Annotated in this window: 24 protein-coding genes; 9 read left to right on the top strand and 15 right to left on the bottom strand. The window is 54.2% G+C overall.

The annotated features are described in order from the left end of the window. Nucleotides 1-425 precede the first annotated feature (425 nt). A complete protein-coding gene (locus tag ACIPDS_RS18230; RefSeq protein WP_400738796.1) occupies nucleotides 426-1,835 on the top strand; it encodes a glycoside-pentoside-hexuronide (GPH):cation symporter in 1,410 nt (469 codons plus the stop codon). Beyond that, nucleotides 1,835-2,785: a family 43 glycosylhydrolase gene (locus ACIPDS_RS18225; protein WP_400738794.1), complete on the top strand. Its 951-nt coding sequence runs from the start codon at nucleotides 1,835-1,837 to the stop codon at nucleotides 2,783-2,785. Before ACIPDS_RS18230 ends, ACIPDS_RS18225 begins: the two co-directional genes overlap by 1 nt. A gap of 93 nt (nucleotides 2,786-2,878) precedes the next feature. Here the strand turns inward: ACIPDS_RS18225 and ampE are convergent, their stop codons facing one another. Continuing rightward, nucleotides 2,879-3,733, bottom strand: coding sequence for a beta-lactamase regulator AmpE (gene ampE / locus ACIPDS_RS18220; RefSeq protein WP_400738792.1), 855 nt, complete (start codon nucleotides 3,731-3,733; stop codon nucleotides 2,879-2,881). Then, nucleotides 3,730-4,293 carry a 1,6-anhydro-N-acetylmuramyl-L-alanine amidase AmpD gene (gene ampD, locus ACIPDS_RS18215; protein WP_400738790.1) on the bottom strand — a complete coding sequence of 188 codons (564 nt, stop codon included), beginning with the start codon at nucleotides 4,291-4,293 and terminating at the stop codon, nucleotides 3,730-3,732. The genes ampE and ampD overlap by 4 nt, the downstream gene beginning before the upstream one ends. A gap of 87 nt (nucleotides 4,294-4,380) precedes the next feature. Between ampD and nadC the strand changes: the two genes are divergently transcribed. The 4 genes from nadC to hofC all read left to right on the top strand — a co-directional run bounded on the left by nadC (nucleotide 4,381) and on the right by hofC (nucleotide 8,480). After that, nucleotides 4,381-5,274 carry a carboxylating nicotinate-nucleotide diphosphorylase gene (gene nadC, locus ACIPDS_RS18210; protein ID WP_400738788.1) on the top strand — a complete coding sequence of 298 codons (894 nt, stop codon included), beginning with the start codon at nucleotides 4,381-4,383 and terminating at the stop codon, nucleotides 5,272-5,274. Between the two features lie 175 nt (nucleotides 5,275-5,449). Then, nucleotides 5,450-5,887: a prepilin peptidase-dependent pilin gene (ppdD, locus tag ACIPDS_RS18205; protein WP_400738786.1), complete on the top strand. Its 438-nt coding sequence runs from the start codon at nucleotides 5,450-5,452 to the stop codon at nucleotides 5,885-5,887. Nucleotides 5,888-5,902: 15 nt separating this feature from the next. Continuing rightward, entirely contained in the window at nucleotides 5,903-7,288 is a 1,386-nt protein-coding gene (gene gspE / locus ACIPDS_RS18200) for a type II secretion system protein GspE (RefSeq protein ID WP_400738784.1), read from the top strand. Further along, nucleotides 7,281-8,480, top strand: coding sequence for a protein transport protein HofC (gene hofC / locus ACIPDS_RS18195; protein ID WP_400738782.1), 1,200 nt, complete (start codon nucleotides 7,281-7,283; stop codon nucleotides 8,478-8,480). Before gspE ends, hofC begins: the two co-directional genes overlap by 8 nt. A 34-nt stretch (nucleotides 8,481-8,514) precedes the next feature. On the opposite strand, the gene ACIPDS_RS18190 is transcribed toward hofC, so the two are convergent. Then, nucleotides 8,515-9,558, bottom strand: coding sequence for a GMP reductase (locus ACIPDS_RS18190; RefSeq protein WP_166516321.1), 1,044 nt, complete (start codon nucleotides 9,556-9,558; stop codon nucleotides 8,515-8,517). Nucleotides 9,559-9,782: 224 nt separating this feature from the next. Between ACIPDS_RS18190 and coaE the strand changes: the two genes are divergently transcribed. From coaE to yacG, 3 genes are read left to right on the top strand one after another with little or no spacing between them, the layout of a single operon-like run. After that, nucleotides 9,783-10,403 (top strand): dephospho-CoA kinase, encoded by a 621-nt coding sequence (gene coaE, locus ACIPDS_RS18185; RefSeq protein ID WP_166516322.1) that lies wholly within the window; start codon nucleotides 9,783-9,785, stop codon nucleotides 10,401-10,403. Then, nucleotides 10,403-11,146, top strand: a complete 744-nt coding sequence (gene zapD, locus ACIPDS_RS18180) for a cell division protein ZapD (RefSeq protein ID WP_400738779.1) — start codon at nucleotides 10,403-10,405, stop codon at nucleotides 11,144-11,146. Before coaE ends, zapD begins: the two co-directional genes overlap by 1 nt. 9 nt (nucleotides 11,147-11,155) lie before the next feature. Continuing rightward, the gene (gene yacG, locus ACIPDS_RS18175) at nucleotides 11,156-11,350 is read left to right on the top strand and encodes a DNA gyrase inhibitor YacG (protein ID WP_400738777.1); all 195 of its coding nucleotides are present in this window, start codon (nucleotides 11,156-11,158) and stop codon (nucleotides 11,348-11,350) included. Nucleotides 11,351-11,942: 592 nt separating this feature from the next. Here yacG and mutT read toward each other — a convergent pair. The 12 genes from mutT to murD all read right to left on the bottom strand — a co-directional run bounded on the left by mutT (nucleotide 11,943) and on the right by murD (nucleotide 26,331). Continuing rightward, nucleotides 11,943-12,332 carry an 8-oxo-dGTP diphosphatase MutT gene (gene mutT, locus ACIPDS_RS18170; protein ID WP_400738775.1) on the bottom strand — a complete coding sequence of 130 codons (390 nt, stop codon included), beginning with the start codon at nucleotides 12,330-12,332 and terminating at the stop codon, nucleotides 11,943-11,945. Nucleotides 12,333-12,390: 58 nt separating this feature from the next. Continuing rightward, nucleotides 12,391-15,096 (bottom strand): preprotein translocase subunit SecA, encoded by a 2,706-nt coding sequence (secA, locus tag ACIPDS_RS18165; RefSeq protein WP_166516326.1) that lies wholly within the window; start codon nucleotides 15,094-15,096, stop codon nucleotides 12,391-12,393. Between the two features lie 63 nt (nucleotides 15,097-15,159). Beyond that, nucleotides 15,160-15,663, bottom strand: coding sequence for a secA translation cis-regulator SecM (secM, locus tag ACIPDS_RS18160; protein ID WP_400738773.1), 504 nt, complete (start codon nucleotides 15,661-15,663; stop codon nucleotides 15,160-15,162). 257 nt (nucleotides 15,664-15,920) lie between these two features. Continuing rightward, nucleotides 15,921-16,838 (bottom strand): UDP-3-O-acyl-N-acetylglucosamine deacetylase, encoded by a 918-nt coding sequence (lpxC, locus tag ACIPDS_RS18155; RefSeq protein WP_062771955.1) that lies wholly within the window; start codon nucleotides 16,836-16,838, stop codon nucleotides 15,921-15,923. A 100-nt stretch (nucleotides 16,839-16,938) separates the two neighbouring features. Beyond that, entirely contained in the window at nucleotides 16,939-18,093 is a 1,155-nt protein-coding gene (gene ftsZ / locus ACIPDS_RS18150; protein ID WP_166516328.1) for a cell division protein FtsZ, read from the bottom strand. Nucleotides 18,094-18,155: 62 nt separating this feature from the next. Further along, nucleotides 18,156-19,418, bottom strand: a complete 1,263-nt coding sequence (gene ftsA, locus ACIPDS_RS18145) for a cell division protein FtsA (protein WP_062771949.1) — start codon at nucleotides 19,416-19,418, stop codon at nucleotides 18,156-18,158. A 2-nt stretch (nucleotides 19,419-19,420) separates the two neighbouring features. After that, on the bottom strand, nucleotides 19,421-20,248 hold the full coding sequence (ftsQ, locus tag ACIPDS_RS18140) for a cell division protein FtsQ (RefSeq protein WP_400738769.1): 828 nt from the start codon (nucleotides 20,246-20,248) through the stop codon (nucleotides 19,421-19,423). A 1-nt stretch (nucleotide 20,249) separates the two neighbouring features. Continuing rightward, the gene (locus tag ACIPDS_RS18135) at nucleotides 20,250-21,170 is read right to left on the bottom strand and encodes a D-alanine--D-alanine ligase (protein WP_400738767.1); all 921 of its coding nucleotides are present in this window, start codon (nucleotides 21,168-21,170) and stop codon (nucleotides 20,250-20,252) included. Next, nucleotides 21,163-22,638, bottom strand: a complete 1,476-nt coding sequence (gene murC, locus ACIPDS_RS18130; protein WP_400738765.1) for a UDP-N-acetylmuramate--L-alanine ligase — start codon at nucleotides 22,636-22,638, stop codon at nucleotides 21,163-21,165. Before murC ends, ACIPDS_RS18135 begins: the two co-directional genes overlap by 8 nt. 53 nt (nucleotides 22,639-22,691) lie before the next feature. Continuing rightward, nucleotides 22,692-23,759 (bottom strand): undecaprenyldiphospho-muramoylpentapeptide beta-N-acetylglucosaminyltransferase, encoded by a 1,068-nt coding sequence (gene murG / locus ACIPDS_RS18125; RefSeq protein ID WP_400738763.1) that lies wholly within the window; start codon nucleotides 23,757-23,759, stop codon nucleotides 22,692-22,694. Next, the gene (ftsW, locus tag ACIPDS_RS18120) at nucleotides 23,756-25,015 is read right to left on the bottom strand and encodes a cell division protein FtsW (RefSeq protein ID WP_166516333.1); all 1,260 of its coding nucleotides are present in this window, start codon (nucleotides 25,013-25,015) and stop codon (nucleotides 23,756-23,758) included. The genes murG and ftsW overlap by 4 nt, the downstream gene beginning before the upstream one ends. Further along, the gene (murD, locus tag ACIPDS_RS18115; RefSeq protein WP_166516334.1) at nucleotides 25,015-26,331 is read right to left on the bottom strand and encodes a UDP-N-acetylmuramoyl-L-alanine--D-glutamate ligase; all 1,317 of its coding nucleotides are present in this window, start codon (nucleotides 26,329-26,331) and stop codon (nucleotides 25,015-25,017) included. The genes ftsW and murD overlap by 1 nt, the downstream gene beginning before the upstream one ends. Nucleotides 26,332-26,333: the final 2 nt, after the last annotated feature.

The raw sequence follows: 26,333 nt of genomic DNA, 5'->3' as shown, positions 1-26,333 counted from the left end.
TATGAACCTAAGGCCTGATACGGCATGCGGACTGCTGGCAGGGAGAACTGGCCGGTCCTCTCTGCACAGGAAGGATAATACAAGGCCTGATAAGCTACGCGCCATCAGGCATAACCGCGCACAATGCCGGATGGCGGCTTTGCCTTATCCGGCCTACTAGCTATGAGTTGTAGGCCTGATAAGCTGCGCGCCATCAGGCATAACCGCGCACAATGCCGGATGGCGGCTCTGCCTTATCCGGCCTACGACCATCCCCGGATGATGCATTGGCCTCTCCATACCCAGAGGCCTTCCTCCCTGATGTTACCGGCTTCACACTTTCCTGCGCGCAGCAATATTGTCCATATCAACAACGTTATCCTGCTACGCATTTATCTTTTCCGCAGCCAATAATCTTCTCCATATATTTCAAGAGAGATCTGGCGATGAACTCATGTAAACTGTCAGTTAAAGAAAAAATTGGCTATGGCATGGGCGACGCGGGATGTAACATCATCTTCGGCGCTATCATGCTGTTCGTTAACTATTTTTACACCGATATTTTTGGTTTAGCGCCTGCGTTAGTCGGTGTCCTCCTGCTCTCTATCCGCGTGATTGATGCGGTGACAGACCCGATAATGGGCGCATTAGCCGACCGTACGCGCAGCAAATATGGCCGTTTTCGTCCATGGTTGTTGTGGATAGCGTTCCCTTATGCCCTGTTCAGCGTGCTCATGTTTACCACCCCGGAATGGAGCTACAGCAGCAAAGTTATCTATGCGTTCGTCACCTATTTCCTGCTCTCTATCACCTATACGGCGATCAACATTCCCTATTGCTCGCTGGGCAGCGTCATTACTAACGATCCTAAAGAGCGCGTCGCCTGCCAGTCCTACCGCTTTGTGCTGGTGGGGATTGCGACCTTACTGCTGTCGCTGACTCTGCTGCCGATGGTCGACTGGTTCGGCGGCGAAGATAAAGCGAAAGGCTATCAGATGGCGATGACCGTGCTGGCCTTTATCGGCATGTGCATGTTCCTGTTCTGCTTCTCTTCCGTGCGCGAACGTGTGCGCCCGGCAGTACAAACCAACGATGAGCTCAAGCAAGATTTAAAAGACGTCTGGAAAAACGACCAGTGGGTGCGCATCCTGCTGCTGACATTGTGCAACGTCTGCCCAGGCTTTATCCGCATGGCCGCCACCATGTACTATGTGACGTGGGTAATGGGCGAAAGCACCCACTTCGCCACGATCTTTATCAGCCTTGGCGTCGTAGGCATGATGATTGGCAGTATGCTGGCGAAAGTGTTGACCGACCGCTGGTGCAAATTGCAGGTGTTCTTCTGGACTAATATCGCGCTGGCGATTTTCTCCATCGCTTTCTACTTTTTCGACCCGCACGCCACGACGCTGATTGTCGTGCTCTACTTCTTGTTAAACGTTCTGCACCAGATCCCTTCCCCGCTGCACTGGTCACTGATGGCTGACGTCGACGACTACGGCGAGTGGAAAACCGGCAAACGCATTACCGGGATAAGCTTCTCCGGTAATCTTTTCTTCCTGAAACTCGGGCTGGCGATTGCCGGCGCGATGGTTGGCTTCCTGCTGTCCTGGTACGGCTATGACTCCGGTGCAAAAGCGCAGAGTGAGACCACCATCAATGGCATTATGCTGCTGTTCACGGTCATTCCTGGCGTAGGCTACCTGATTACCGCAGGGATCGTTCGCCTACTCAAAGTCGACCGTAAACTGATGAAACAGATTCAGGAAGATCTGGAAAAACGCCGTATCAACTACCGCGAACTGAATGAATACCAGCAAGAGCTACACACGACTGAACACGCAAGGAAAGTCTGATGAAGAACTGGCCAAATCCTTTTATTGAGCAACGTGCCGATCCCTTTATCCTGCACCATCAGGGAGAGTACTACTTTATCGCTTCTGTGCCGGAATATGACCGGCTGGAGATCCGCCGCGCCGCAGACCTCGACGGTCTGCGTCATGCGCAGCCGGTTGTCGTCTGGCGCAAACCGGACGGTGGCCCAATGGGCAATCTGATTTGGGCTCCAGAACTGCATCATATCGATGGAAAATGGTATATCTACTTCGCCGCCGCCCATACGCAGGCATTCGACAGTTTGGGCATGTTCCAGCACCGTATGTTTGCGCTGGAGTGCAGCGACGCCGACCCGCTAAGCGGGACATGGGTTGAAAAAGGTCAGATAAAAACGCCGTTTGATACTTTCTGCCTTGATGCCACCACGTTCCATCATCAGGGTAAACAATGGTATTTATGGGCGCAAAAATCCCCGGATATTGCCGGTAATTCCAATATTTATCTGGCTGAGCTGGAAAATCCGTGGACCATAAAAGGCGAGCCGGTGATGCTGAGCAAACCGGAGTTCGACTGGGAATGTCGCGGCTTTCTGGTCAACGAAGGCCCCGCCGTTGTTACCCACGGCAACCGCCTGTTTATCAGTTATTCCGCCAGCGCCACCGATGAAAACTACTGCATGGGGCTGCTGTGGATTGATAAAGATGCCGATATGCTAAAACCAGAAAACTGGCATAAGTCTCCTGTGCCCGTGTTCTCCACCAGCTATGAAAACCGTCAGTACGGCCCAGGGCACAATAGTTTTACGCAAACGCCAGAGGGTGAGGATGTGCTGGTGTACCACGCGAGGAACTACACGGAAATTGAGGGCGACCCGCTGTATGACCCGAATCGCCATACTCGCCTGAAAACGGTGCGCTGGCGGGAAGATGGCATGCCGGATTTTGGCGTTCCACCGGCGGATACACTGTAAACAGATTGCCGGATGGCGGCTACGCCTTATCCGGCCTACTCCAATCGGTAGCCCGGGCAAGGCGTTCACGCCGCCCCCGGGTCGCCGTCAGTCTTACACCAGCGTGCCGTAAATAGTCAGCAGCGCCATCACCACCACTACCGCATAAGAGGTTTTCTTCGCCATCGACACCGCCGCCTTTGGCGTTTCCACTTTATCAACATGCGGCTCGCGGGCCAGTGAGTACTGCGCCAGCGTTGTCAGCACCTGATACTGAGATGAATGGCGATCGCCCAACGATGCAAACCACGCGGGAAGCGCTCTCTCACCATGACCAATGAGTGCATACACCACGCCGACCAGACGTACCGGCACCCAATCAACGATGTGCAAAATGGCATCAATCCCGGACTGCAAACGCTGATGCGGCGTCTGATAACGTGCAAGCCAGGATTGCCATGCGCGCAGGAAGGCATACCCGATTAACGCAACCGGCCCCCACGAACCGCCCACCACAAACCAGAACAGCGGCGCGAGATAAAAACGATAGTTAATCCACAATAGGGCGTTTTGCAGTTCGCGTAAGAATTCACGCTGGTCGCAGCCCGGCGGCACACCGTGGATCATCGTCAGCTCACTCGCCATGGCCTCGCGCGCATGAACGTCATCACGAGAAGCCGCTTTCAGGTAGGCATGATAATGCAGACGTACCCGCCCGGCACCGATGCAAAGCAGCCCCAACAGGATCCAGAACACCAGTAAAGGGACGTTAAACAGCACCCCCTCCAGCGCCCGCTGAACAATGCCTACCACAGCCATGACGATAAAAGTCATCACCAGCGTACCGGCGAGTGAGTAGCGCTTAATCCGCCGGAACAGTGCTTCCAGGCGGTGATCGAGCTGCCAATGTTCGCCCAGTTTAAATAGACGCTCGGCAAACAAAACCAAAAGCGTGGTAAACAGCGTCATGTCATCTCCTTATTTTGACGTGCGGTGACCAGCGCACGGAAACGGCTCCAGTCAAACGCCGGGCCGGGATCGGTTTTGCGCACTGGCGCAATATCACAGTGGCCGGTAATGTTATCGGCAATCGCCGGATATTCGGTGATGAGGAGTTGGGTTAAGGCCGCCAACTGTTGATACTGCGCATCGGTATAAGCCAGCGTATCCGTGCCTTCCAGTTCAATCCCAATCGAGAAATCATTGCAGCGCTCACGCCCCTGGTAATTCGACACGCCAGCATGCCATGCGCGCTTATCAAAAGGGACATACTGCACAATTTCGCCATCCCGGCGGATCAGGCAATGAGCGGACACGCGCAGATGGGAAATCTCGGCAAAGAAAGGATCGGCATCAGGATCGAGGGTCCCGGTAAACAGGGCGTCTATCCAGGGGCCGCCAAACTGCCCCGGTGGCAGGCTAATATTATGCACAACCAACAGTGAAGGGGCTTCGTCCTCCGGGCGGCTATCATGATGAGGCGACGGCACCTGTCGAATGCCCACCAGCCAGCCCTTCTCTAAGCGCATTAGGGATCTCCTTATGAGTGGTTATGCTACTCGGTTCAGGGTAGCATGTTTCAATCTTTCGCATAGTTACCATTTTGGAGCTTAATCATGCCGCCTCGCCGCTATAACCCCGACCATCGACGTGACGCGCTGCTAGAGCGTATCAATCTTGATATCCCCAATGCCGTAGCCCAGGCGCTGCGTGAAGACTTAGGGGGCGAAGTTGATGCCAATAAAGATATTACCGCACAGCTCTTACCGGAAAACAGCCATTCCCATGCGGTGGTGATCACCCGTGAGGACGGCGTATTCTGCGGTAAACGTTGGGTTGAAGAGGTCTTTATTCAACTCGCCGGTGATGACGTTAAGCTCACCTGGCATGTTGCCGATGGCGATACGGTTACCGCCGAACAGCCGCTATTCGAAATCGATGGTCCTTCACGTGTTCTGCTGACCGGTGAACGCACCGCGCTAAACTTCGTGCAAACGCTCTCGGGCGTGGCCAGCGAAGTGCGCAAATATGTCAACCTGCTTGAAGGTACCCATACCCAGCTACTGGATACCCGTAAAACGCTGCCGGGCCTGCGTACCGCGCTCAAATATGCGGTGCTGTGCGGTGGCGGCGCTAACCACCGCCTGGGACTTTCTGACGCGTTTTTAATTAAAGAAAACCATATTATTGCTTCCGGCTCGGTACGTCAGGCAGTAGAAAAGGCCTTCTGGCTGCACCCGGACGTTCCGGTAGAAGTGGAAGTGGAAAGCCTGAAAGAACTGGAGGAAGCGCTTAAAGCCGGTGCGGATATCATCATGCTCGATAACTTTGATACCGAGAAAATGCGCGAAGCGGTGAAAATCACCCAGGGCCGTGCGCAGCTTGAAGTCTCAGGGAATGTGACCTTCGATACGATTCGTGAATTTGCCGAAACCGGCGTCGATTTTATCTCCGTCGGCGCGCTGACTAAACATATTCGCGCCCTCGACCTCTCCATGCGTTTTCGTTAATCCCTTCTGATGCCCTCTACGATGAGGGCATTTTTTCGAGCGCCGTTCCATTTTTTCCTGCACGTCTGCAACCTGATTTAAAACGCTGGAACCCGCCTTCCTGAAGCCTTTATTGCCGCTCGCGATGCTTTTTAAGCTCTGACACTGTAGCACCAGATTCAGCAAGGAGCAGAAAATGGAAAGACAGCGCGGCTTCACCCTTATTGAGCTGATGGTGGTTATTGGCATTATTGCCATTCTTAGCGCCATCGGTATCCCGGCCTACCAAAACTACCTACGTAAAGCGGCATTAACCGACATGCTGCAAACCTTTGTCCCTTATCGAACGGCCATCGAGCTGTGCGCACTCGACCGCGGCGGCGTGGATAACTGCAATGCGGGCAGCAATGGCATTCCTTCCCCGACAACGACCCGCTATGTATCAGGCATGAGTATTGCCAAAGGCACCGTCACGCTCACGGGCCAGGAAAGCCTTAACGGGCTCGCCGTCACCCTAGTCCCCGGATGGGATAACGCTAACGGCATAACCGGCTGGCAACGCACCTGCGACATTCAAAATGACAGTGCGCTTGAGCAAGCCTGTGAAGATGTTTTTCGTTTTGACGGCCAGTAAACCCAGGAGCTGAAAATGAAACATGATCAGTTGCTCACTCTCTGCCAACGTCATCGCGCGGTTTTGCTGGAAAACGGAACAGAGGAACTCAGTATCGCCGTGGTCGGTTCTCCACCGAGCGAACTGATGGACTCTTTGCGCTTTGCGACACAAAAACGCATCGATATTGAGTGCTGGGATCAGGCGCGGATGGACCAACACCTGCAACAAAACGCCCGCATGATCTCACCCGTTCGCGCCGAGGAACGTGACAATGCGGTGGATCTGCTGAATACGCTACTTACGCAGGCTCTGATACAGCGGGCTTCCGATATCCATTTCGAGCCCACCGAACATCATCTCCGGGTACGCTTACGGGTTGACGGCGTTCTGCATGCGCTTCCGGTTATCTCGTTAGCGCTGATGGCTCCCGTGATTGCTCGACTCAAAGTACTCGGCGGGCTGGACATCGCGGAACGTAGACTCCCGCAGGATGGACAGTTCACGGTCAAGATTGCCAACAATTCGCTTTCGTTTCGGATAGCCACGCTCCCCTGCCGTTACGGCGAGAAAGTGGTGTTGCGTCTGCTGCATAAAGTCGAACAGGCCCTGGATCTTAAACAGCTTGGCATGTCACCGGAGCCGCTGGCACAGTTACAGTCGGCATTAAACCAACCCCAAGGATTAATTCTGGTCACCGGGCCCACCGGCAGCGGAAAAACCGTCACGCTTTACAGTGCGCTACAAAGCCGCAACCGCAGTGACATCAATATCTGTAGCGTGGAGGACCCCATAGAAATTCCGCTTGAGGGGCTTAATCAGACGCAGGTAAGTCTTAAAGCAGGATTAACCTTTCAGAACGTGCTGCGCTCACTGCTAAGGCAGGATCCAGATATTGTGATGATTGGCGAGATCCGCGATGGCGAAACGGCTGAGATTGCCATAAAAGCGGCGCAAACCGGCCACCTGGTACTCTCTACCCTGCACACAAACTCAACCGTGGAAACACTGGTGCGTCTGGAGCAAATGGGCGTTGCTCGCTGGATGGTCTCCTCGGCGTTGTTAATGGTTGTCGCACAACGTCTGGTTCGTAAACTTTGCCCACACTGCCGCCAGAAGGTCGCGGGCGAATTTCCCCTTCCGCAAAAGCTCTGGCCTCGGCCGCTACCGCACTGGCGCGCACCGGGTTGCCAGCACTGCTTCCACGGTTATCAGGGCCGTCTCGCTCTCTTTGAAGTCCTGCCGCTTACGCCCGCGCTTCGTGAGGCAATAGCCCATGGCGCTCCCCCGGCGCAGCTGATGCAACAGGCAAGACAATCCGGTATGTCTACGCTATTTGAAAACGGCTGTCTGGCGGTGGAACAAGGCGCCACCACGGGTGAAGAGCTTCTGCGCGTACTGGGTATCCCGCAAGATGAGTGAAAAACTATGGCACTGGCGCGGGCTGAGCAGCAGCGGTGATGAACTCAGCGGCGCTGTCTGGGCCAGCCACCGGCCTGCGGTTGTGTTTGAGCTACAACAGCGCCACATCACCGTTATCAGGTTAAAGCGTCAACACGTTAATCCGTCATTATGGCGAGCGCAGCACAGTTGTGTGGTGATAAGTCAGCTAGCCACGCTGTTGCAGGCTGGACTGACGTTATCCGACAGTCTGATGCTTCTGGCACAGCAGCACCCAATTGCCCAATGGCGCGCATTACTCGCAACGCTTGCCAACTGGCTGGCACAGGGCACCTCGCTATCAGAAGGGTTAGCACAATGGCCGCAGGCATTTCCACCGCTCTATCTGTCTATGATTCGCACCGGTGAAATGACCGGCAGGCTGGAGCACTGCTGTATTGAACTTGCGCGCCAGCAGAAGGCACAGCTTCAGCTCGCGGCAAAGGTCAAAAAAGCACTGCGTTATCCGCTGATTATTTTATCGCTGGCGGTGCTGGTGGTAATCGCCATGACCGGCTTTGTGCTGCCTGAATTTACGGCTATCTACCGTACCTTCAACACTCCGCTTCCTACTCTGACGCTTGCAGTCATGGCAACCGCGTCATTTATCGAGCGGTGGTTTATTCCCCTATCGGGTGTACCTCTGCTGGCGATCATTCTGAACGTTTTGTTAAAAAAACATCCCCCGTGGCTGCGCGCTCGTCAGCAAATACTGCTGGCGTTACCGGTGATGGGAAAGCTCGCGCGCGGGCAAATGCTGAGCCAAATCTTTACCGTGCTGGCGCTAACCCAGCGCGCGGGTATCGCTTTCCTGCAGGGGCTGGAAAGCGTTGAAGAGACGCTGACCTGTCCGTGGTGGCGCGACATTATCAGCCAGCTTCATCAAGAGATAGCTCAGGGCAGCGCCATCTGGAAAGCCATGGAGAACAGTCAGGCATTCACACCGCTGTGTTTACAGCTTGTAAGAACCGGCGAGGCATCGGGGGCACTGGATGACATGCTGGACAATCTGGCGCGGCATCACAATGAGCGTACACAACATCTGGCGGAGAACCTGACATCGCTCTTAGAGCCTGCGCTGCTGGTGGTGACGGGAGTGATTATTGGGACGCTGGTCGTGGCAATGTATCTGCCCATTTTTCATCTGGGGGATGCGATTAGCGGGATGGGATAACGCTGGCGCAAAGCGCGCCAGCATAGTTCCAGGCTTACAGGCTGTTGAACACGCGGTTCTCTTGTTCCTGTACCCGGATAAAGGTGGTGCGTTTAGTCAGCTCTTTCAAACGGGATGCCCCGACGTAGGTACACGCAGAACGCAGGCCGCCCAGAATATCGCGCGCGGTATGCTCAACCGGCCCACGCAATGGCAGCTTAACGGTTTTACCTTCTGCGGCACGATACTGCGCAACGCCGCCAACGTGACGGTTCATTGCCGACTCGGAGCTCATGCCGTAAAACAGCATGAATTTTTCGCCATTTTCTTCCACCACTTTACCGCCGCTTTCATCGTGACCTGCCAGCATACCGCCGAGCATCACGAAATCAGCGCCGCCGCCGAAGGCTTTCGCCACGTCGCCCGGCATGGTGCAGCCGCCATCACTGACAATCTGACCACCCAGGCCATGGGCAGCATCTGCGCATTCGATAACCGCAGAGAGCTGCGGATAACCGACGCCGGTTTTCACGCGGGTAGTACACACGGAACCAGGGCCAATCCCCACCTTCACGATATCGGCACCGGAAAGAATAAGCTCTTCACACATTTCACCGGTTACCACGTTACCCGCGCAGATGGTTTTGGTCGGCCATGCTTCGCGCGCTTTCGCGACAAACTGAACAAAATGTTCGGAGTAACCATTAGCCACGTCAATACACACAAAGGTCAAAGCGGGGTTAAGCTTAAGGATCTGCTGCGTTTTTTCGAAATCAGTGTCAGAAGTGCCGGTTGAAACCATGACATGCTTAAGCACATCGAGGGATTCTGACTGCACAAACGCTTTCCACTCTTCAACGGTGTAGTGTTTGTGTACGGCGGTCAGAATGCCGAAAGAGGACAGGACTTTTGCCATTGCGAAGGTGCCCACGGAGTCCATGTTCGCCGCGATAATCGGTACGCCAGACCAGCTTTGTCCTGAATGTTTAAAGGTGAACTCGCGCTCCAGCTCAACATCGGAACGGCTTTTAAGGGTAGAACGCTTAGGGCGGATAAGGACGTCTTTGAAACCTAACTTCAGATCTTCTTCGATACGCATGTGCGGATTCCTGGGGTTAATGGCAATTAAATTGAGAGCACAACTCCAGTAATGCAATCATACGCACTAATCAGGGCTTCGCAAGACTGCGATTTTCACTTTTTTTACGCTACAATCCCATAAATTTACCTGGCGAATAGTACCGTGCAGATCAAACGACGTGTTGCAGGTTGTTATTTTTTTAACCAGATGATTTTCATACTAAAATTCCAGGGCTAAGCGGTATGACTTATACAGTAGCGTTAACAGGCGGCATCGGTAGCGGTAAAAGTACGGTCGCAGATGCGTTTTTTCGCCTGGGTATTTACGTTATTGATGCAGATATTCTCGCCCGCCAGGTGGTTGAACCCGGCACGCCAGCGCTGGCTGCAATAGCAGAATATTTTGGTCCGCAGATGTTAACCTCAGAAGGCGCGCTTAACCGTCGGGCTTTACGCGAACGTGTTTTTGCCCATCCTGAGGATAAAAGCTGGTTAAACGCCCTCCTGCACCCTTTGATTCAACAGGAAACTCAACGCCAGTTCGCGCAAGCCACATCACCTTATGTACTCTGGGTGGTTCCCTTATTGGTAGAAAACAAACTCTATCAGCGGGCCGATCGTGTGCTGGTTGTCGATGTCTCGCGCGACACTCAACTTCACCGAACCATGCAGCGTGACCAGGTGTCACGGGAGCATGCGGAAAACATTCTTGCAGCCCAGGCTACGCGTGAAGAGCGTCTGGCCGTGGCTGATGACGTTATTAATAACAACGGCACACCAGATGCCATTGCATCGGATGTCGCTCGCCTGCACGCGCTTTATCTAAAACTCGCGTCGCAGGCTGTATCACAGGAAAAATCGTAATGCACACCCACATCCTTTTTGAACACCCTTTAAATGAAAAAATGCGTACCTGGCTGCGTATTGAATTTCTGAATGGGCAATTGAATGCCAATTTACCCATCAGGGATCACGCCAGCGCACTGCATTTTTTTCGCAATCTAGGGGATTTACTGGATGTGTTCGAGCGCGGGGATATCCGCACTGAACTCCTTAAAGAACTGGAACGTCAACAACGTAAACTCAATGCCTGGAGCGAGGTTGAAGGTGTTGATCTTGCTCGTATTGATGCATTGCGCAAACAGCTAAAAAACAGCAGCAGCATTCTGATGGCAGCGCCGCGTATTGGGCAATTTCTGCGTGAAGACCGGCTCATTGCGCTCGTCCGTCAGCGTCTGAGTATTCCCGGCGGCTGCTGTAGCTTCGATTTACCGACCCTTCACGTCTGGCTGCATTCAAAACAGAATCAACGCGATGCGCTGGTGGAGTCATGGCTGGAAAGCTTACAGCCACTCAATCAGGCGCTCACGCTGATTCTGGATCTGGTTCGTAACTCCGCCCACTTCCGTAAACAAACTAGTCTGAATGGCTTTTATCAGGACAACGGCGATGATGCGGATCTTCTCCGCTTGAAGCTGGATCTGGTATCACAGCTGTACCCGCAGATTTCAGGGCACAAGAGCCGCTTCGCCATTCGTTTTATGCCACTGGATAGCGAAAATGGCGTAGTACCTGAACGTCTGGATTTTGAACTGGCGTGCTGCTAAGGAGAAATGATGTCTGACGTCATGACAGTAAACTGCCCAACCTGCAATAAACCCGTAGTCTGGAACGAGCAAAGCCCATTTCGCCCGTTCTGCTCTAAGCGCTGCCAGCTTATCGATCTTGGTGAATGGGCGGCGGAAGAAAAACGCATCCCAAGCAGCAGCGATCTCTCCGACAGCGATGGCTGGAGTGAAGAGCAGCAGTAACCTGGCGTGTCCGCTGGCTCGGCGCAAGCGCGACTTCGCGCATACTGCCGGATGGCGGCTTCGCCTTATCCGGCCTACAACGGTGCCGAATTGTAGATACTGTGGGTATTGAAACCTGTGGGCCTGATAAGCTACGCGCCATCAGGCATAACCGAGCACATTGCCGGATGGCGGCTCCGCCTTATCCGGCCTACAACGGTGCCGAATCGTAGATACTGTGGGTATTGATAACCTGTAGGCCTGATAAGCTACGCGCCATCAGGCATAACCGAGCATATTGCCGGATGGCGGCTTTGCCTTATCCGGCCTACAACGGTGCCGAATCGTGGATACTGTGGGTATTGAAGCCTGTAGGCCTGATAAGCTACGCGCCATCAGGCATAACCGAGCACATTGCCGGATGGCGGCTTCGCCTTATCCGGCCTACAACGGTGCCGAATTGTAGATACTGTGGGTATTGAAACCTGTGGGCCTGATAAGCTACGCGCTATCGGCGTACCCGAGCACATTGCCGGATGGCGGCTCCGCCTTATCCGGCCTACACCAAACGGTAGCCCGGCCGAGCGCAGCGACGCCGGGAACGGCACCAATCTCACCCCTGAATAAGTTTTTCAATCACCGGTGCATTCGCCGGTGGAAACTCCTCGGCAACTAACTCCCGTTGCGCAACCCAGCGCCCCGGTTGTCCCTCTTTGCCCCACGGCTCCCCTTCCCAGCCGTCAACCAACCAGAACCAAAGCGTAATCTGCCGATCCGGAAATTGATACTCCAGTTTATCGAACGGTTGCAGCGAAGTGACCGTAATCCCGACCTCTTCTTGCAGTTCCCGGATCACAGCCTGTTCAGGCGACTCGCCCGCTTCAATTTTACCGCCAGGGAATTCCCACTTATGCGCCATATGCGCATCGGCAGCACGCTGGGTGATATAGATTTCGCCCTGTTTGTTACGAATGATGCCAACGGATATTTGCAGTATTTTCATAGTGTTTTACCCATAAAAAAGGCGCAGTTCTCTGCGCCTTTTGATTTCTTATTTGCCCTTAGCTAAGACGGCCATGGCACTGTTTGTATTTTTTACCAGAACCACATGGGCACGGATCGTTACGCCCCACTTTGCGTTCACCGGTTTGTTCTGCCAGATCCTGCGCAACAAGTTCATCGTCGCTCTGATGGCTTAACTGCTGCATCTGCGCCAGACGTTCGGCTTCTTCACGACGCTGCTGTTCCATTTCTTCAACTTCTTCTGGCATACGTACCTGAACTTTGCTCAGCGTACTGATCACTTCATACTTCAGTGATTCCAGCATAGAAGCGAACATAGCGAAGGATTCACGCTTGTACTCTTGCTTTGGATCTTTCTGCGCATAACCACGCAGGTGGATACCCTGACGCAGGTAGTCCATCGCTGCCAGGTGCTCTTTCCACAGGGAGTCGAGGGTCTGCAGCATCACGCCTTTTTCAAAGTGGCGCATCATTTCGGTGCCCACCACTTCTTCTTTACGCTTATACACCTCGACGGCGTTTTCCAGGATACGCTCACGCAGCGTCTCTTCGTGCAGCTCAGGCTCTTTATCCAGCCACTCGGAGATTGGCAACTCCAGGTCGAAGTCGTTTTTCAGGCGTTCTTGCAAGCCTGGAATATCCCACATTTCTTCCAGTGACTGAGGAGGAATATGCGCGTCAATGGTCGCTTTAAAGACATCCTCGCGGATGCTGTTGATGGTTTCGCTAACGTCAGACACATCGAGCAGTTCGTTACGCTGGCTGTAAATCGCGCGACGCTGGTCGTTTGCCACATCATCGTATTCCAGCAGCTGCTTACGGATATCAAAGTTGCGGCTTTCCACTTTACGCTGAGCGTTGGCAATCGCTTTAGTAACCCACGGGTGCTCAATGGCTTCACCTGGCTTCATACCCAGTTTACGCATCATGCCAGACACACGGTCAGAGGCAAAAATACGCATCAGCGCATCTTCCATAGACAGATAGAAACGGGAAGAACCCGCATCGCCCTGACGACCGGAACGACCGCGCAGCTGGTTATCGATACGGCGAGATTCGTGACGCTCGGTACCAATGATGTGTAAACCACCGGCAGCCAGAACCGCATCGTGGCGAACCTGCCAGTCAGCTTTGATCTTCTCAATTTGCTCAGGCGTTGGATCTTCAAGCGCGGCAACTTCAGCCTGCCAGCTACCACCAAGCATAATATCAGTACCACGACCGGCCATGTTGGTGGCGATGGTCACAGCGGCCGGATAGCCCGCTTGCGCAACAATGTCTGCTTCGCTGGAGTGGAACTTGGCGTTCAGGACGTTGTGCTTAATCCCGGCTTTCACCAGCTCGTTAGAAACGACTTCAGATTTCTCGATAGAAATCGTACCAACCAGCACCGGCTGGCCCTTCGCGGTACGCTCACGGATATCTTCGATGATCGCCTGAATTTTTTCCGCTTCGGTCATATAGACCAGATCCGGCATATCTTTACGGATCATTGGGCGGTTGGTTGGCACAACCACGGTATCGAGTTTGTAGATGGAGCTGAATTCGAACGCCTCGGTATCTGCCGTACCGGTCATACCGGCCAGTTTCTCGTACAGACGGAAGTAGTTCTGGAAGGTGATGGATGCCAGCGTCTGGTTTTCGTTCTGAATTTCCACGCCTTCTTTCGCTTCGACGGCCTGGTGCAGACCATCAGACCAGCGACGACCCTGCATGGTACGACCGGTGTGCTCATCGACGATAATGACCTCACCGTCTTTGACGATGTAGTCCACATCACGGGTAAACAGCACGTGGGCACGCAGCGCGGCGGTCACGTGGTGCATCATCATGATGTTAGATGGCGAGTACAGTGACTCCCCTTCTTCCATGATGCCTTCTTTAACCAGCAGCTCTTCAATCAGTACCAGACCACGTTCGGTCAGGTTTACCTGGCGCGCTTTTTCGTCCACGGAGAAGTGACCTTCGCCCTGGAACGTGTCGGAGTCTTCCTTCTCCTGGCGCACCAGGTGAGGGATGATTTTGTTCATTTTCTTATACATTTCCGAGCTGTCTTCAGCCGGGCCGGAAATGATAAGTGGCGTACGCGCTTCATCGATCAAGATGGAGTCAACTTCATCCACCAGCGCATAGTGCAGTTTACGCTGTACGCGTTCTTCAGGGCTGAACGCCATGTTGTCACGCAGGTAGTCAAAACCGTATTCGTTGTTAGTGCCGTAGGTAATATCAGCGTTGTAAGCTTCACGCTTAGCGGGAGCTGGCAGGCCAGACATGTTGATACCGACGCTCATGCCGAGGAACTCGAACAGCGGGCGGTTATTTTCGGCGTCACGCTGTGCCAGATAGTCGTTGACGGTCACCACGTGCACGCCCTTGCCAGACAGCGCATTCAGGTAGGCTGGCAGCGTTGCGGTCAGAGTTTTACCTTCACCGGTACGCATTTCCGCGATGCAGCGATCATTCAGCACCATACCGCCCAGCAGCTGGACGTCGAAGTGACGCATACCGAATACGCGCTTACTGGCTTCACGCACCACAGCAAATGCTTCAGGGATCAAGCTCTCAACGCTTTCCCCTTTTGCGATGCGCGCGCGGAATTCGTTGGTTTTCGCTTTCAGCTCATCATCGGAGAGTTTTTCCATCTCCGGTTCCATGGCGTTGATCACGGCAACGGCTTTGCGCATACGGCGCAGGGTACGGTCATTACGACTGCCAAAAACTTTGGTCAATAATTTGATTAACATAATAAAATCTCAAACGCCCCGACATTTCGGAGTCAGAAAAATAAAAGAATAAAACGGTTATTTTCAGACGAGGCGTTGCGGTCCGGCGCGGATCCCTTGCACCTGACTTACCCAGGCGGGGATGCTAAAAGCAGAAGGGGATGAAACAGGTAAAACCGCAGCCTGCGTCAGAATAACCGGCGGCTGGCTTTCTACGTTCAGTAACGCATTCAGCGAATCAAGTAGCGCCAGATGCTGCGCCTGCAACGGCGAAGCGCTTTCCGCAACCGGCAGCGTCGTCGGCACCATGGCAAAAGAGAGATGGCGGATAACCGTGCGAATGGCATGCTGGTGCCAGTAATCGACGTTAAAGGAAGGACGACGGTTATTTTCCAGCCGTGCGAGCTGAGTAAAATCAATTTTTTGCGACGGGCTATGATTGCTGGTCGTCGCGCGAGCTGGAGGAGAGGGCTCGGTATTATTCGCAAGTGCAGGCAAGCCAAATCCAGCAGCAACCATCCCCAAAAGGAGATGTGGCCAGAAGTAGCGTCTACCAAACTGTCGCCAGCGCGTCAGCATTCCACTCACGTAATGTTCCACCTTCAATTTGCTGTCATTATTTTATTTTTGCGCTCAGATATTACCATTAATGTGCCACTACATCAGCAGGAATGACGAATTCATCGGTGAAAAATGGTTAAGAAAGCAGCGGTTGCACAGATGGGTTGCCTTTATAAAAGACAAATGACCGAAATGGGGATTTACAGGAACAAAAAGAAAAAACGACTGGTTCCCTGACCGGAGAGAGTGCCAGGTTGCCAGTCGAATTTACGCGATGGTCGGGCTTATGCCAGAACCATTGTCGGTGCTTTGAACGCCAGCGGCAGTTCTGCGTCGTCTTCGAAGGTCACATATTCCCAGGCTTCCTGTTTTGCGAGGACTGCCTGAAGAAGTTTGTTATTCAGCGCATGACCGGATTTAAACGCGGTAAATGCACCAATAATGTTGTGACCACACATGAACAAGTCACCGATAGCATCCAGCATTTTGTGACGAACGAATTCATCTTCAAAACGCAGGCCGTCTTCGTTCAATACGCGATAATCGTCAACAACGATGGCACAATCGAAGCTGCCGCCCAGGCACAGGCCGCGGGACTGCAGATATTCGATATCACGCATAAAGCCGAAGGTACGTGCACGGCTGATCTGGCGCATAAAGGCGTCTGCGGAGAAGTTCATCGCATAACGCTGGGTGCTTGCATCAATCGCCGGATGGTTAAAGTCGATGGTAAAGTCCAACGAAAAACCATTGTACGGTTTGAATTCAGCCCATTTATCGCCATCTTCAACACGAACGGTGTCTTTGATACGAAGGAATTTCTTCGCGCAGTTCAGCTCATCAATGCCAGCGTCCATCAGCAGATAAACGAATGGCGCAGCACTCCCGTCCATAATCGGGATTTCCGGAGCATCGACTTCAATAACGATGTTGTCGATACCCAGACCCGCCAGAGCGGCGTTGAGGTGCTCTACGGTAGAGATCCGCACGTCATGCTCGTTGACAAGGCAAGTACAGAGCATTGTATCACGCACAGATTTGGCATCAGCCGGAAAATCTACCGGTGGATTCAAGTCGGTGCGACGATAGATGACCCCGGTATTTGCCGGCGCAGGGCGTAGCGTCAGTGTGACCTTTTTGCCGGTGTGTAAACCGACGCCAGTCGCCTGAACGATACGTTTAAGTGTCCTTTGTTTGATCATCGTATAATCTCGCCAAATTAACTATCCAACCGAAGTGTACTATACATTCGGTGGGCCAGTTTAGCACAAAGAGCGCAGATTCCCAAATTCCAGCTAATTCTTAATCAGCTTGCTTGCGCAGGAACGCAGGGATATCCAGGTAATCCGGTTCTTTAGCGGTCTGCGGCGTATTGTCGTTAACCACTTTTGCTGCCGGTTTCTGTTCTTGCGTCAGCGGTGCCATACCGTGTTGCTGATAACGATCCAGCACCGGTTGCTGCGTCTGCTGCTTGTTGGTGACCAGGGTAATCTCTGGACGTTTGTCCATACCAATACCGGTCGCCACGACGGTTACGCGCAGTTCGTCGTTCATATCCGGGTCAAGAGAAGTACCGATAACCACGGTCGCGTTATCCGATGCAAAGGCACGGATGGTGTTACCCACGGTTTCGAACTCATCAAGACGCAGGTCGAAGCCCGCAGTGATGTTGACCAGAACGCCACGCGCGCCGGACAGGTCGATATCTTCCAGCAGTGGAGAAGAGATAGCCATTTCAGCCGCTTCTTCCGCGCGATCTTCACCGCTCGCAATACCAGAACCCATCATCGCATAGCCCATTTCGGACATAACGGTACGCACGTCGGCAAAGTCGACGTTCATCAGGCCCGGACGGGTAATCAGCTCAGCGATACCCTGCACCGCGCCTTTCAGCACGTCGTTTGCCGCGCCGAACGCGTCAAGCAGGGAGATCCCACGACCCAGCACTTTCAGCAGCTTGTCGTTAGGAATGGTGATCAGTGAATCCACGTGCTTGGACAGCTCGGTGATACCCTGCTCCGCGAACGCCATACGCTTCTTGCCTTCAAAGTTGAAAGGCTTGGTCACGACAGCAACGGTCAGAATACCTAAATCTTTGGCTACTTCAGCAACCACTGGCGCCGCACCCGTACCGGTACCGCCGCCCATGCCTGCTGCGATGAAGACCATGTCTGCACCTTCTAACGCCGCGCGCAGTGCATCGCGGTCTTCGTCAGCCGCATTACGACCGACTTCCGGGTTAGCCCCTGCGCCCAGACCTTTGGTAATACCGTTACCAATCTGGATAGTCTGGCCAACCGCCGTTTTACGCAGTGCCTGCGCATCGGTGTTGACTGCAAAAAACTCAACACCTTCGATGCGCTCACGCACCATGTGTTCAACAGCGTTACCGCCGCCGCCACCGACGCCGATGACTTTAATCACCGCGTCGTTGGTCAGTTCCATAGGTTCAAACATAGTTTCTCTCCGTTTTGTGCCTGTCGCCTGAGACCGTTAACTGTCGTCGGTCTCTTTAAAATTTAAAACTCTTTTCGTAACCAGCTATTCAGTCGTTTGATCCATGATCCGACCGATGCGGTTACGCGCTTTTCTACTTCTGCTTCACCACTTAAATGGGACTCTTTCCCGTAGTGCAGCAGGCCCACGGCCGTTGAATAATACGGCTCCTGAGCATAGTCCGTCAGACCGGTGATATTCAGCGGCGCGCCAATACGAACCTGCGTATGGAACACGCGCTGTGCGCAGGCAGCTAACCCTTCAATCTGCGCCGCACCGCCGGTCAACACAATCCCCGCCGCCAGGTGGTGTTTTACCCCTTGCTGACGAAGCTGCTCTTGTAACTGTAAAATCTCTTCGTTGACGAGGTTCAAAAGCTCGGTGTAACGCGGCTCAATGACCTCTGCCAATGTCTGACGCTGCAGGCTGCGCGGTGGACGTCCACCTACGCTCGGCACTTCAACGCTCTCATCTTTGCCCACAATGGAGCCTAAGGCGCAGCCGTGGCGCACCTTGATAGCCTCGGCATCGCTCGGTGGCGTACCGAAGGCGTAAGCGATATCGCTCGTCACCACGTTCCCGGCATACGGGATAACCTTAGTGTGGCGCAGCGCGCCGCCGGTATAGACAGCGATATCCATTGTACCGCCACCGATATCAACCACACAGACGCCCAGCTCACGTTCATCTTCCGTCAACACGGAATAACTGGACGCCAGGCCTGCGAAAATCAGCTGATCCACCTTCATACCACAACGTTCAACCGCTTTGACAATGTTTTTTGCCATATCGTTGTGGCAGGTGATCAAATGTACCTTGGCCTGCATACGCACACCGGACAAACCGACCGGATTTTTGATCCCTTCCTGGTAATCAATCGCGTATTCCTGCGGGATAACGTGCAAAACACGGTGCTCATCACGGACTCGAACAGATTTCGCCGTATGCACCACGTTTTCGACATCTTCCAGCGTGACCTCTTCTTCAGAGATTGGCACCATCCCAATCTCATTTTGACAGCTAATGTGCTTACCGGAAAGCGCCAGATACACAGAAGAGATCTGGCAATCCGCCATCAGCTCGGCCTGATCGATAGCGCGCTGTACGCATTTCACTACCGACTCAAGGTCGTTCACTCCGCCTTTATCCATACCTCGGGATGGGCAACTGCCAACCCCAATGATATTAATCACTCCGTCGGGCAGAACTTCCCCTACTAAAGCGGCCACCTTGGCGGTGCCGATCTCCAGTCCAACTACCAGTTTTCTGTCCGTCGCCTTGATCATTGTTATTCTGCCTGTGCCTGATTCTGTTGTTGATTAGTGTCCGCCGCAGGAGCAGGTTCCCAGCCTACTGCCGCCCCCGAGTCGTAACGTAAATCAACATAGCTAATCCGATTACCCTCTGTTTGCGCCTGCTGCTGAAGAACCGGATACAGTTCTATAAAACGCGCCAGCCGCTTCATCGTATCGCCCCGTCCCAGATTCAGCTTGATACCGTTATCAAGCGTCAACTGCCACGAACGGCGCGCGGTCATCGCCGCAACCTTCAACGTGAACTTCCCTTTCGCGAGCACCGCGCCCATGTCGTGATACCCCTGCAAGACTTCGCTTGCGCTACCTTCGGGGCCATAGAGCATCGGCAAATTCTGCTTATTGGTACGACTGGCGGGGACGCTAAAGGCCGTGCCTTCGGCATCCACCATGTGTTGATCATTCCAACGCGCAATGGGCACATATTCAACCAGATGAATCTTCAATTCGTCCGGCCACTGTTTTCTTACGCTTGCCTGTTTAATCCACGGCAGGCGTTCAATCTGACTCTGGACGATGTTGACGTCCTGGGTCATAAAGGTGCCGGGCGAGCCCAGCGCCAGGATGTTCTGGCGGATATCATCGTTACGCGTGTAGTGACGATCGCCTGTCACCACCAGTTTTGAGATAGGCAAACGTTGCGCATCTTCCATCCAACCCAGCACTATCCAGCCGCTAACAAACACGGTACACAACACTGCTAGCAGGAAGATAATCCCCGCCAGACGTGTTCCATTATTGCGCCGTGAAGATTCATACTCATCATCTTCACGGTTGGACGTATTCAGCGCAGCCTGCGACATATCACCCCGCCAGGTCCAGAATTCGTACTACCAGCTGCGAGAAACTCATTCCCGCCTGGCGCGCCGCCATCGGCACCAGACTGTGGCTGGTCATGCCTGGTGACGTATTCGCCTCCAGCAGATAATACTGACCATCACTGTCCTGCATCACATCAATACGTCCCCAGCCGCGACAGCCTAAAACTTTCCAGGCTTTCAGTACCAGAGACTGCATTGCTGCTTCCTCGGTTGATTCTTCACAACCAGGGCAGAAATATTTTGTCTCATCAGAGAGATACTTCGCTTCATAATCATAGAAGGTTCCAGCAGGTTGGATGCGAACTGACGGTAAAATTTCTTCACCGAGCACCGCCACCGTAAATTCTGGCCCACTGAGCCATTTTTCTACCAGAACTTCGTCATCATGTTGAAACGCTTGCGCTAACGCAACGGCCAATTGGTCACTCTCCGTGACTTTCGACATACCGACGCTTGAGCCTTCACGACTCGGTTTGACAATCAATGGCAGACCTAATTCAGCCACCTGGCTTAATAGCGTCTCAGTCAGCCCATTTTCAAACATATCGGCGGTGATAGCGACCCAAGGCGCAACCGGCAGCCCTGCGCCCTGCCACAGCAGTTTGCTGCGCAATTTGTCCATGGAGATGGCTGATGCCATGACGCCACTACCGGTATATGGCAGTGAAATCAGCTCCAGAAGACCTTGCAGCGTACCATCCTCGCCTCCGCGACCGTGAAGCGCAATAAACGCTTTCTGAAAACCCATGTTTTTCAATTGGGTAACATCAGTCTCTTTCGGGTCAACCGGATGCGCGTTCACACCCGCTTCACGTAACCCGGCCAGCACTGCGGCACCGGAGTTGAGCGATACCTCGCGCTCCGCGGAAGTCCCGCCGAGCAGGACCGCGATTTTATCAGCCATGACGCGGTTCCTCCTGAGTTTGCGGCTTCAGTTTGATTTCAGCTAAGTTACGCGCGATTTTACCAATATTTCCCGCGCCTTGAATTAACACAAGATCATTACCCGTCAGTACTGAAGCCAGCATTTCAGGGACCTGCGCCGGGTCGGAGACCAGAATCGGGTCGACCTTCCCACGTCCACGAATGGTGCGGCACAGCGAACGGCTGTCGGCGCCAGGAATCGGCGATTCACCCGCAGCGTAAACATCCAGCATCAAAAGCGCATCAACCTGCGTCAGCACATGCGCAAAATCGTCATACAGATCGCGCGTTCGGGTGTAGCGGTGCGGCTGGAAGACCATCACAAGTTTCTTGTCCGGCCAGCCTGCACGCGCGGCTTTGATGGTGGCATCCACTTCCGTTGGGTGATGACCGTAGTCGTCAACCAGCATCGCCGTTCCTTCTTTGCCATTCACTTCAGCCAGCGGATACTCGCCGAGGAAATCAAAGCGACGACCGGTACCCTGGAAGCTCTCCAGCGCACGCAAAATAGCCTCATCTTCAATGCCTTCTTCAGTAGCAACCGCCACCGCCGCCGCCGCGTTCAGCGCGTTATGGCGGCCTGGCGCGTTCAGCGTGACGCGCAGGTTTTCTTTATCCTGGCGTACCAGCGTAAAGTGCCCCTGAGGGCCAATCTGCTGATAATCTTCGACGCGGACGTCGGCATCATCGCTAAAGCCATAGGTGGTTGTCTGACGGCCCACGCGCGGCAGCAGCTCGCGAATCACCGGATCGTCAACGCACATCACAGCACGACCATAAAACGGCAAATTATGCAGGAAATTAATAAACGTCTGCTTTAAATTTTCGAAGTCGCCCTGGTAGGTGTCCATATGGTCGGCTTCGATGTTGGTGACAATCGCCACCATTGGCTGCAAATGCAGGAATGACGCGTCACTTTCATCAGCTTCAGCAATCAAATAACGGCTGTGGCCCAGACGCGCATGCACGCCCGCCGCCTTCACTAATCCACCGTTGACGAACGTCGGATCAAGACCTGCTTCCGCATAAATACTGGAAACCATCGCGGTGGTGGTCGTTTTCCCGTGCGTCCCGGCAATGGCGATGCCGTGACGAAAACGCATCAGTTCCGCCAGCATTTCCGCACGGCGGATCACCGGAATACGCGCTTCATGTGCCGCCACGATTTCCGGGTTATCAGCCGAGATCGCCGTCGAAACCACGACCACGCTCGCATCCAGAACGTTTTCCGGGCGATGGTTAAAATAAATGGTGGCGCCCAGACTGGCCAACTGCTGCGTCACCGGATTCGGCGCGAGATCGGAACCGCTGATCTGATACCCTTCATTGGCCAGAACTTCGGCAATACCGCCCATACCGGCGCCACCGATGCCAACAAAGTGAATGTGCCGGACGCGACGCATCTCGGGCACGATAGAACGCAGTTTCGCCAGTTGTTGTGTATTCATTCTCTAAACGCCATCACTTCTACAATTCGGGCGACGCAAATGCGCCGCGATGATTAAGCCTTTGCTGCCAGGCTCACTTCTTTTGCTACCCGCTCGGTAGCGTCCGGGATCGCCGTCGCGCGAGCGCGTTCAGCCATCTCTAATAATGTGTTGCGATCCCAGCTTGCCAGCGTGTCGGCTACCGCTTGCGCCGTAAACTGAGGTTGTTCAAAAATTTTGGCCGCGCCCGCTTTTTCCAGCGGCAGCGCGTTCCAGTACTGCTGGCGGTCTTTATGCTGGAATGGCACGAAAATCGCTGGCAGACCGGCGGCGGCGATTTCGCTCACCGTCAACGCACCGGAGCGGCATACCACCACGTCAGCCCATGCGTAAGCAGCCGCCATGTCATCAATAAATTCGGTCACTTTGTGCTGCGGCTGACCGGCATCGGCATAAGCCTGTTCAACCGTCTGCTGACCGCCTTTTCCGCTCTGATGCCAGATAGTGACCTTATCGCCAAGCAGCGCTGCAACCTGCGGCAGAGTCTGGTTAAGGATACGCGCGCCCTGAGAACCACCAACCACCAGCACTCGCACCGGACCCTCGCGGCCAACCAGGCGCTGTTGCGGCAACGGCAGCGCCAGCACGTCTACGCGCACCGGGTTACCGACAACTTCAGCGTTAGCAAAAGCACCGGGGAACGCCTGCATCACTTTAGTGGCGATTTTTGCCAGCCACTTGTTGGTCAAGCCCGCAATACCGTTTTGTTCGTGCAGCACCACCGGGATACCCAGTGACCAGGCTGCCAGACCACCGGGGCCTGAAACATAGCCGCCCATTCCCATCACGACATCCGGCTTAAAGCGTTTCATGATGGCGCGAGCCTGACGCCAGGCGTTAAAAATACGCATCGGCGCCAGCAGTTGCGCTTTCAGACCTTTTCCACGCAGCCCGGAGATATGAATGAAGTCGATTTCAATACCATGTTTTGGCACTAAATCGGCTTCCATACGATCAGCGGTTCCCAGCCAGCGTACCTGCCAGCCCTGTTCCATTAAATGGTGCGCAACCGCAAGCCCTGGGAACACATGTCCGCCAGTACCGCCTGCCATCACCATTAACCGCTTTGTTTGACCGCTCATCGTGAACCTCGGGTAAACGCCTGCGCTTTCTCCAGACGCGTTTCATAATCAATACGTAATAAGAACATAATGGCCGTCGACATAATCAGCAGACTGGAGCCACCGTAACTGATTAACGGCAGGGTCAGACCTTTGGTCGGCAACATACCGGCCGCTGCCCCAACGTTAACCAACGCCTGGAAGCTGAACCATACGCCAATTGCGCAAGCCAAGAAGCCAGAAAAACGTTGGTTGATCTCCAGCGCTTTGCGACCGATGGACATGGCGCGGAAAGCGACGAAGAATACCATTAAAAGAGCCAGTACCACACCGATATAACCCAATTCCTCGCCGATGATGGCGAAGATAAAGTCGGTATGCGCTTCCGGCAGATACTCTAATTTTTGCACCGAGTTGCCTAAGCCCTGCCCCCACATTTCGCCGCGACCAAAGGCCATGAGCGATTGTGTCAGCTGGTAGCCGCTACCGAATGGATCTTCCCACGGGTTCCAGAAGGAGGTCACGCGGCGAATACGGTACGGTTCGGCAAGGATCAGCAGCACCACTGCGGAAATCCCCATGCCGATAATGGCGATGAACTGCCACAATTTGGCACCGGCTAAAAACAGCATCGCCAACGTGGTGACAAACAGCACCACCACCGTACCGAGGTCAGGCTGCGCCAGCAGTAAAATGGCCAGTACGAATATCACGCCCATCGGCTTTAAGAAGCCGCGCAGGTTGTTACGCACTTCGTCTGCTTTGCGCACCAGGTAGTTAGCGATGTAGCAAAACAGCGAGAGTTTGGTCAGCTCTGCCGGCTGAATACGCAGCGGGCCTAACGCAATCCAACGCGATGCCCCGTTAACCGAGCTACCGACCACCAGTACAATCAGCAACATGCCAATTGAGGCAATCAGCATAAAGGTACTGTGGCGCTGCCAGAACGACATCGGCAACCGTAGCGTTATCAGCGATAAGCCAAGCGCCAGCAGCAGGTACAGGCCATCACGTTTGGCGAACAGGAACGGATCGTTCGCCAGACGCTGCCCCACCGGCATGGATGCCGAGGTCACCATGATAAAACCAATCGCTGCAAGGCCCAGCGTCAGCCACAGCAGCATGCGGTCGTACATAATCAGGCTGTCGGAGTCTTTATCCCGAGAGCCCATCACCCAGCCTTTCAGCGCCGCAAATAGCCATGCGAAAATGCGCATGCCCGGCAGACGCGGCAGCCTCAGTTGAGGCAATCTCAGGCGCGGGAGCGATAAACGCATCAACCTAACTCCTTCGCCAGACGAGCAAACACGTCACCGCGCTGCTCAAAGCTTTTAAACTGATCGAGGCTGGCACAGGCAGGCGACAGCAACACCATATCGCCGCTTTTCACCTGCGGCGCGAGCAGGCGCATAGCCTGTTCCATGGTTTCGGTCTGCGTTGCCACTTCCGGGCGCAGCGCGGCCAGCTCACTTCCGTCGCGACCAAAGCAGTACAGGCGAATATTGTCGCCGGTCAGATAGCGTTGCAGCGGCGTGAAATCAGCAGCTTTACCATCGCCACCCAGCAGCAGGTGCAGTGTACCGTCCACATGCAGGCCATTTAATGCCGCCTCGGTGCTCCCGACGTTGGTTGCCTTGGAGTCGTTAATCCAGCGCACGCCGTTATGATCGAGCACAATCTGGAAACGGTGAGCCAGACCGGTAAAGGTGGTCAGCGCTTTCAGACTGGTCGCACGTGGCAGGCCAACGGCATCCGCCAGCGCGAGGGCCGCCAGAGCATTGCTGTAGTTATGCTGCCCGGTGAGCGGCATCTCTTTGACGTTCAGGACTTTTTCACCCTTCACGCGCAGCCAGGTTTCGCCCTGCTGGCGGTTGAGGTGATAGTCGCCGACATCCACGCCAAAGCTCACGCAGCGCTTGTCGGCACCGCGTACCGGCATGGTCAGTCCATCATCGGCATTAACAACGCACACTTTGGCATTTTCATAAACGCGCAGTTTCGCCGCACGATACTGCTGTAAACCCAGCGGATAGCGATCCATATGATCTTCGGTGACGTTTAAGATTGTCGCCGCCGTCGCATGCAGGCTGCTGGTTGTTTCCAGCTGGAAGCTGGAGAGTTCAAGGACGTAAAGTTCACGAGCAGGGTCAAGCAGCATCAGCGCAGGCAGGCCAATATTGCCGCCGACGCCCACGTTCACGCCCGCCGCTTTTGCCATTTCTCCCACCAGCGTGGTCACCGTGCTTTTCCCGTTCGAGCCGGTAATGGCCACAATAGGCGCCTGAGCTTCCCGGCAGAACAGTTCGATATCACCGACGATTTCAATCCCCGCATCCGCCGCGCGGGACAGTGCCGGGTGCGCGAGCGCAATACCAGGGCTTGCCACAATGAGATCGGCTGCCATCAGCCAGTCTTCATTCAGGCTACCGACGTAACGCTCTACCGTTTCCGGCAGTTTATCCAGACCGGGTGGCGTCGCTCGGGTATCCATGACGCGCGGCGTCACGTTCTGCGCAAGGAAGAAATCCACGCAGGATAGCCCGGTCAGTCCAAGACCAATGATGACGACGTTTTTACCCAGGTAATCTGCCATGA

It is taken from the genome of Kluyvera sp. NPDC087067 (assembly GCF_044745165.1).
Taxonomy (GTDB): domain Bacteria; phylum Pseudomonadota; class Gammaproteobacteria; order Enterobacterales; family Enterobacteriaceae; genus Kluyvera.
The sequence above is the reverse complement of the archived record's forward strand: the minus strand, read 5'-3'. Positions and strand labels throughout refer to the sequence as shown.

Bases quoted from the DNA above. Each gene is read 5' to 3' on its own strand.
- ACIPDS_RS18230 (WP_400738796.1), top strand. From the start codon at position 426: ATGAACTCATGTAAACTGTCAGTTAAAGAAAAAATTGGCTATGGCATG.
- ACIPDS_RS18225 (WP_400738794.1), top strand. From the start codon at position 1,835: ATGAAGAACTGGCCAAATCCTTTTATTGAGCAACGTGCCGATCCCTTT.
- ampE (WP_400738792.1), bottom strand. From the start codon at position 3,733: ATGACGCTGTTTACCACGCTTTTGGTTTTGTTTGCCGAGCGTCTATTT.
- ampD (WP_400738790.1), bottom strand. From the start codon at position 4,293: ATGCGCTTAGAGAAGGGCTGGCTGGTGGGCATTCGACAGGTGCCGTCG.
- nadC (WP_400738788.1), top strand. From the start codon at position 4,381: ATGCCGCCTCGCCGCTATAACCCCGACCATCGACGTGACGCGCTGCTA.
- ppdD (WP_400738786.1), top strand. From the start codon at position 5,450: ATGGAAAGACAGCGCGGCTTCACCCTTATTGAGCTGATGGTGGTTATT.
- gspE (WP_400738784.1), top strand. From the start codon at position 5,903: ATGAAACATGATCAGTTGCTCACTCTCTGCCAACGTCATCGCGCGGTT.
- hofC (WP_400738782.1), top strand. From the start codon at position 7,281: ATGAGTGAAAAACTATGGCACTGGCGCGGGCTGAGCAGCAGCGGTGAT.
- ACIPDS_RS18190 (WP_166516321.1), bottom strand. From the start codon at position 9,558: ATGCGTATCGAAGAAGATCTGAAGTTAGGTTTCAAAGACGTCCTTATC.
- coaE (WP_166516322.1), top strand. From the start codon at position 9,783: ATGACTTATACAGTAGCGTTAACAGGCGGCATCGGTAGCGGTAAAAGT.
- zapD (WP_400738779.1), top strand. From the start codon at position 10,403: ATGCACACCCACATCCTTTTTGAACACCCTTTAAATGAAAAAATGCGT.
- yacG (WP_400738777.1), top strand. From the start codon at position 11,156: ATGTCTGACGTCATGACAGTAAACTGCCCAACCTGCAATAAACCCGTA.
- mutT (WP_400738775.1), bottom strand. From the start codon at position 12,332: ATGAAAATACTGCAAATATCCGTTGGCATCATTCGTAACAAACAGGGC.
- secA (WP_166516326.1), bottom strand. From the start codon at position 15,096: ATGTTAATCAAATTATTGACCAAAGTTTTTGGCAGTCGTAATGACCGT.
- lpxC (WP_062771955.1), bottom strand. From the start codon at position 16,838: ATGATCAAACAAAGGACACTTAAACGTATCGTTCAGGCGACTGGCGTC.
- ftsZ (WP_166516328.1), bottom strand. From the start codon at position 18,093: ATGTTTGAACCTATGGAACTGACCAACGACGCGGTGATTAAAGTCATC.
- ftsA (WP_062771949.1), bottom strand. From the start codon at position 19,418: ATGATCAAGGCGACGGACAGAAAACTGGTAGTTGGACTGGAGATCGGC.
- ftsQ (WP_400738769.1), bottom strand. From the start codon at position 20,248: ATGTCGCAGGCTGCGCTGAATACGTCCAACCGTGAAGATGATGAGTAT.
- ACIPDS_RS18135 (WP_400738767.1), bottom strand. From the start codon at position 21,170: ATGGCTGATAAAATCGCGGTCCTGCTCGGCGGGACTTCCGCGGAGCGC.
- murC (WP_400738765.1), bottom strand. From the start codon at position 22,638: ATGAATACACAACAACTGGCGAAACTGCGTTCTATCGTGCCCGAGATG.
- murG (WP_400738763.1), bottom strand. From the start codon at position 23,759: ATGAGCGGTCAAACAAAGCGGTTAATGGTGATGGCAGGCGGTACTGGC.
- ftsW (WP_166516333.1), bottom strand. From the start codon at position 25,015: ATGCGTTTATCGCTCCCGCGCCTGAGATTGCCTCAACTGAGGCTGCCG.
- murD (WP_166516334.1), bottom strand. From the start codon at position 26,331: ATGGCAGATTACCTGGGTAAAAACGTCGTCATCATTGGTCTTGGACTG.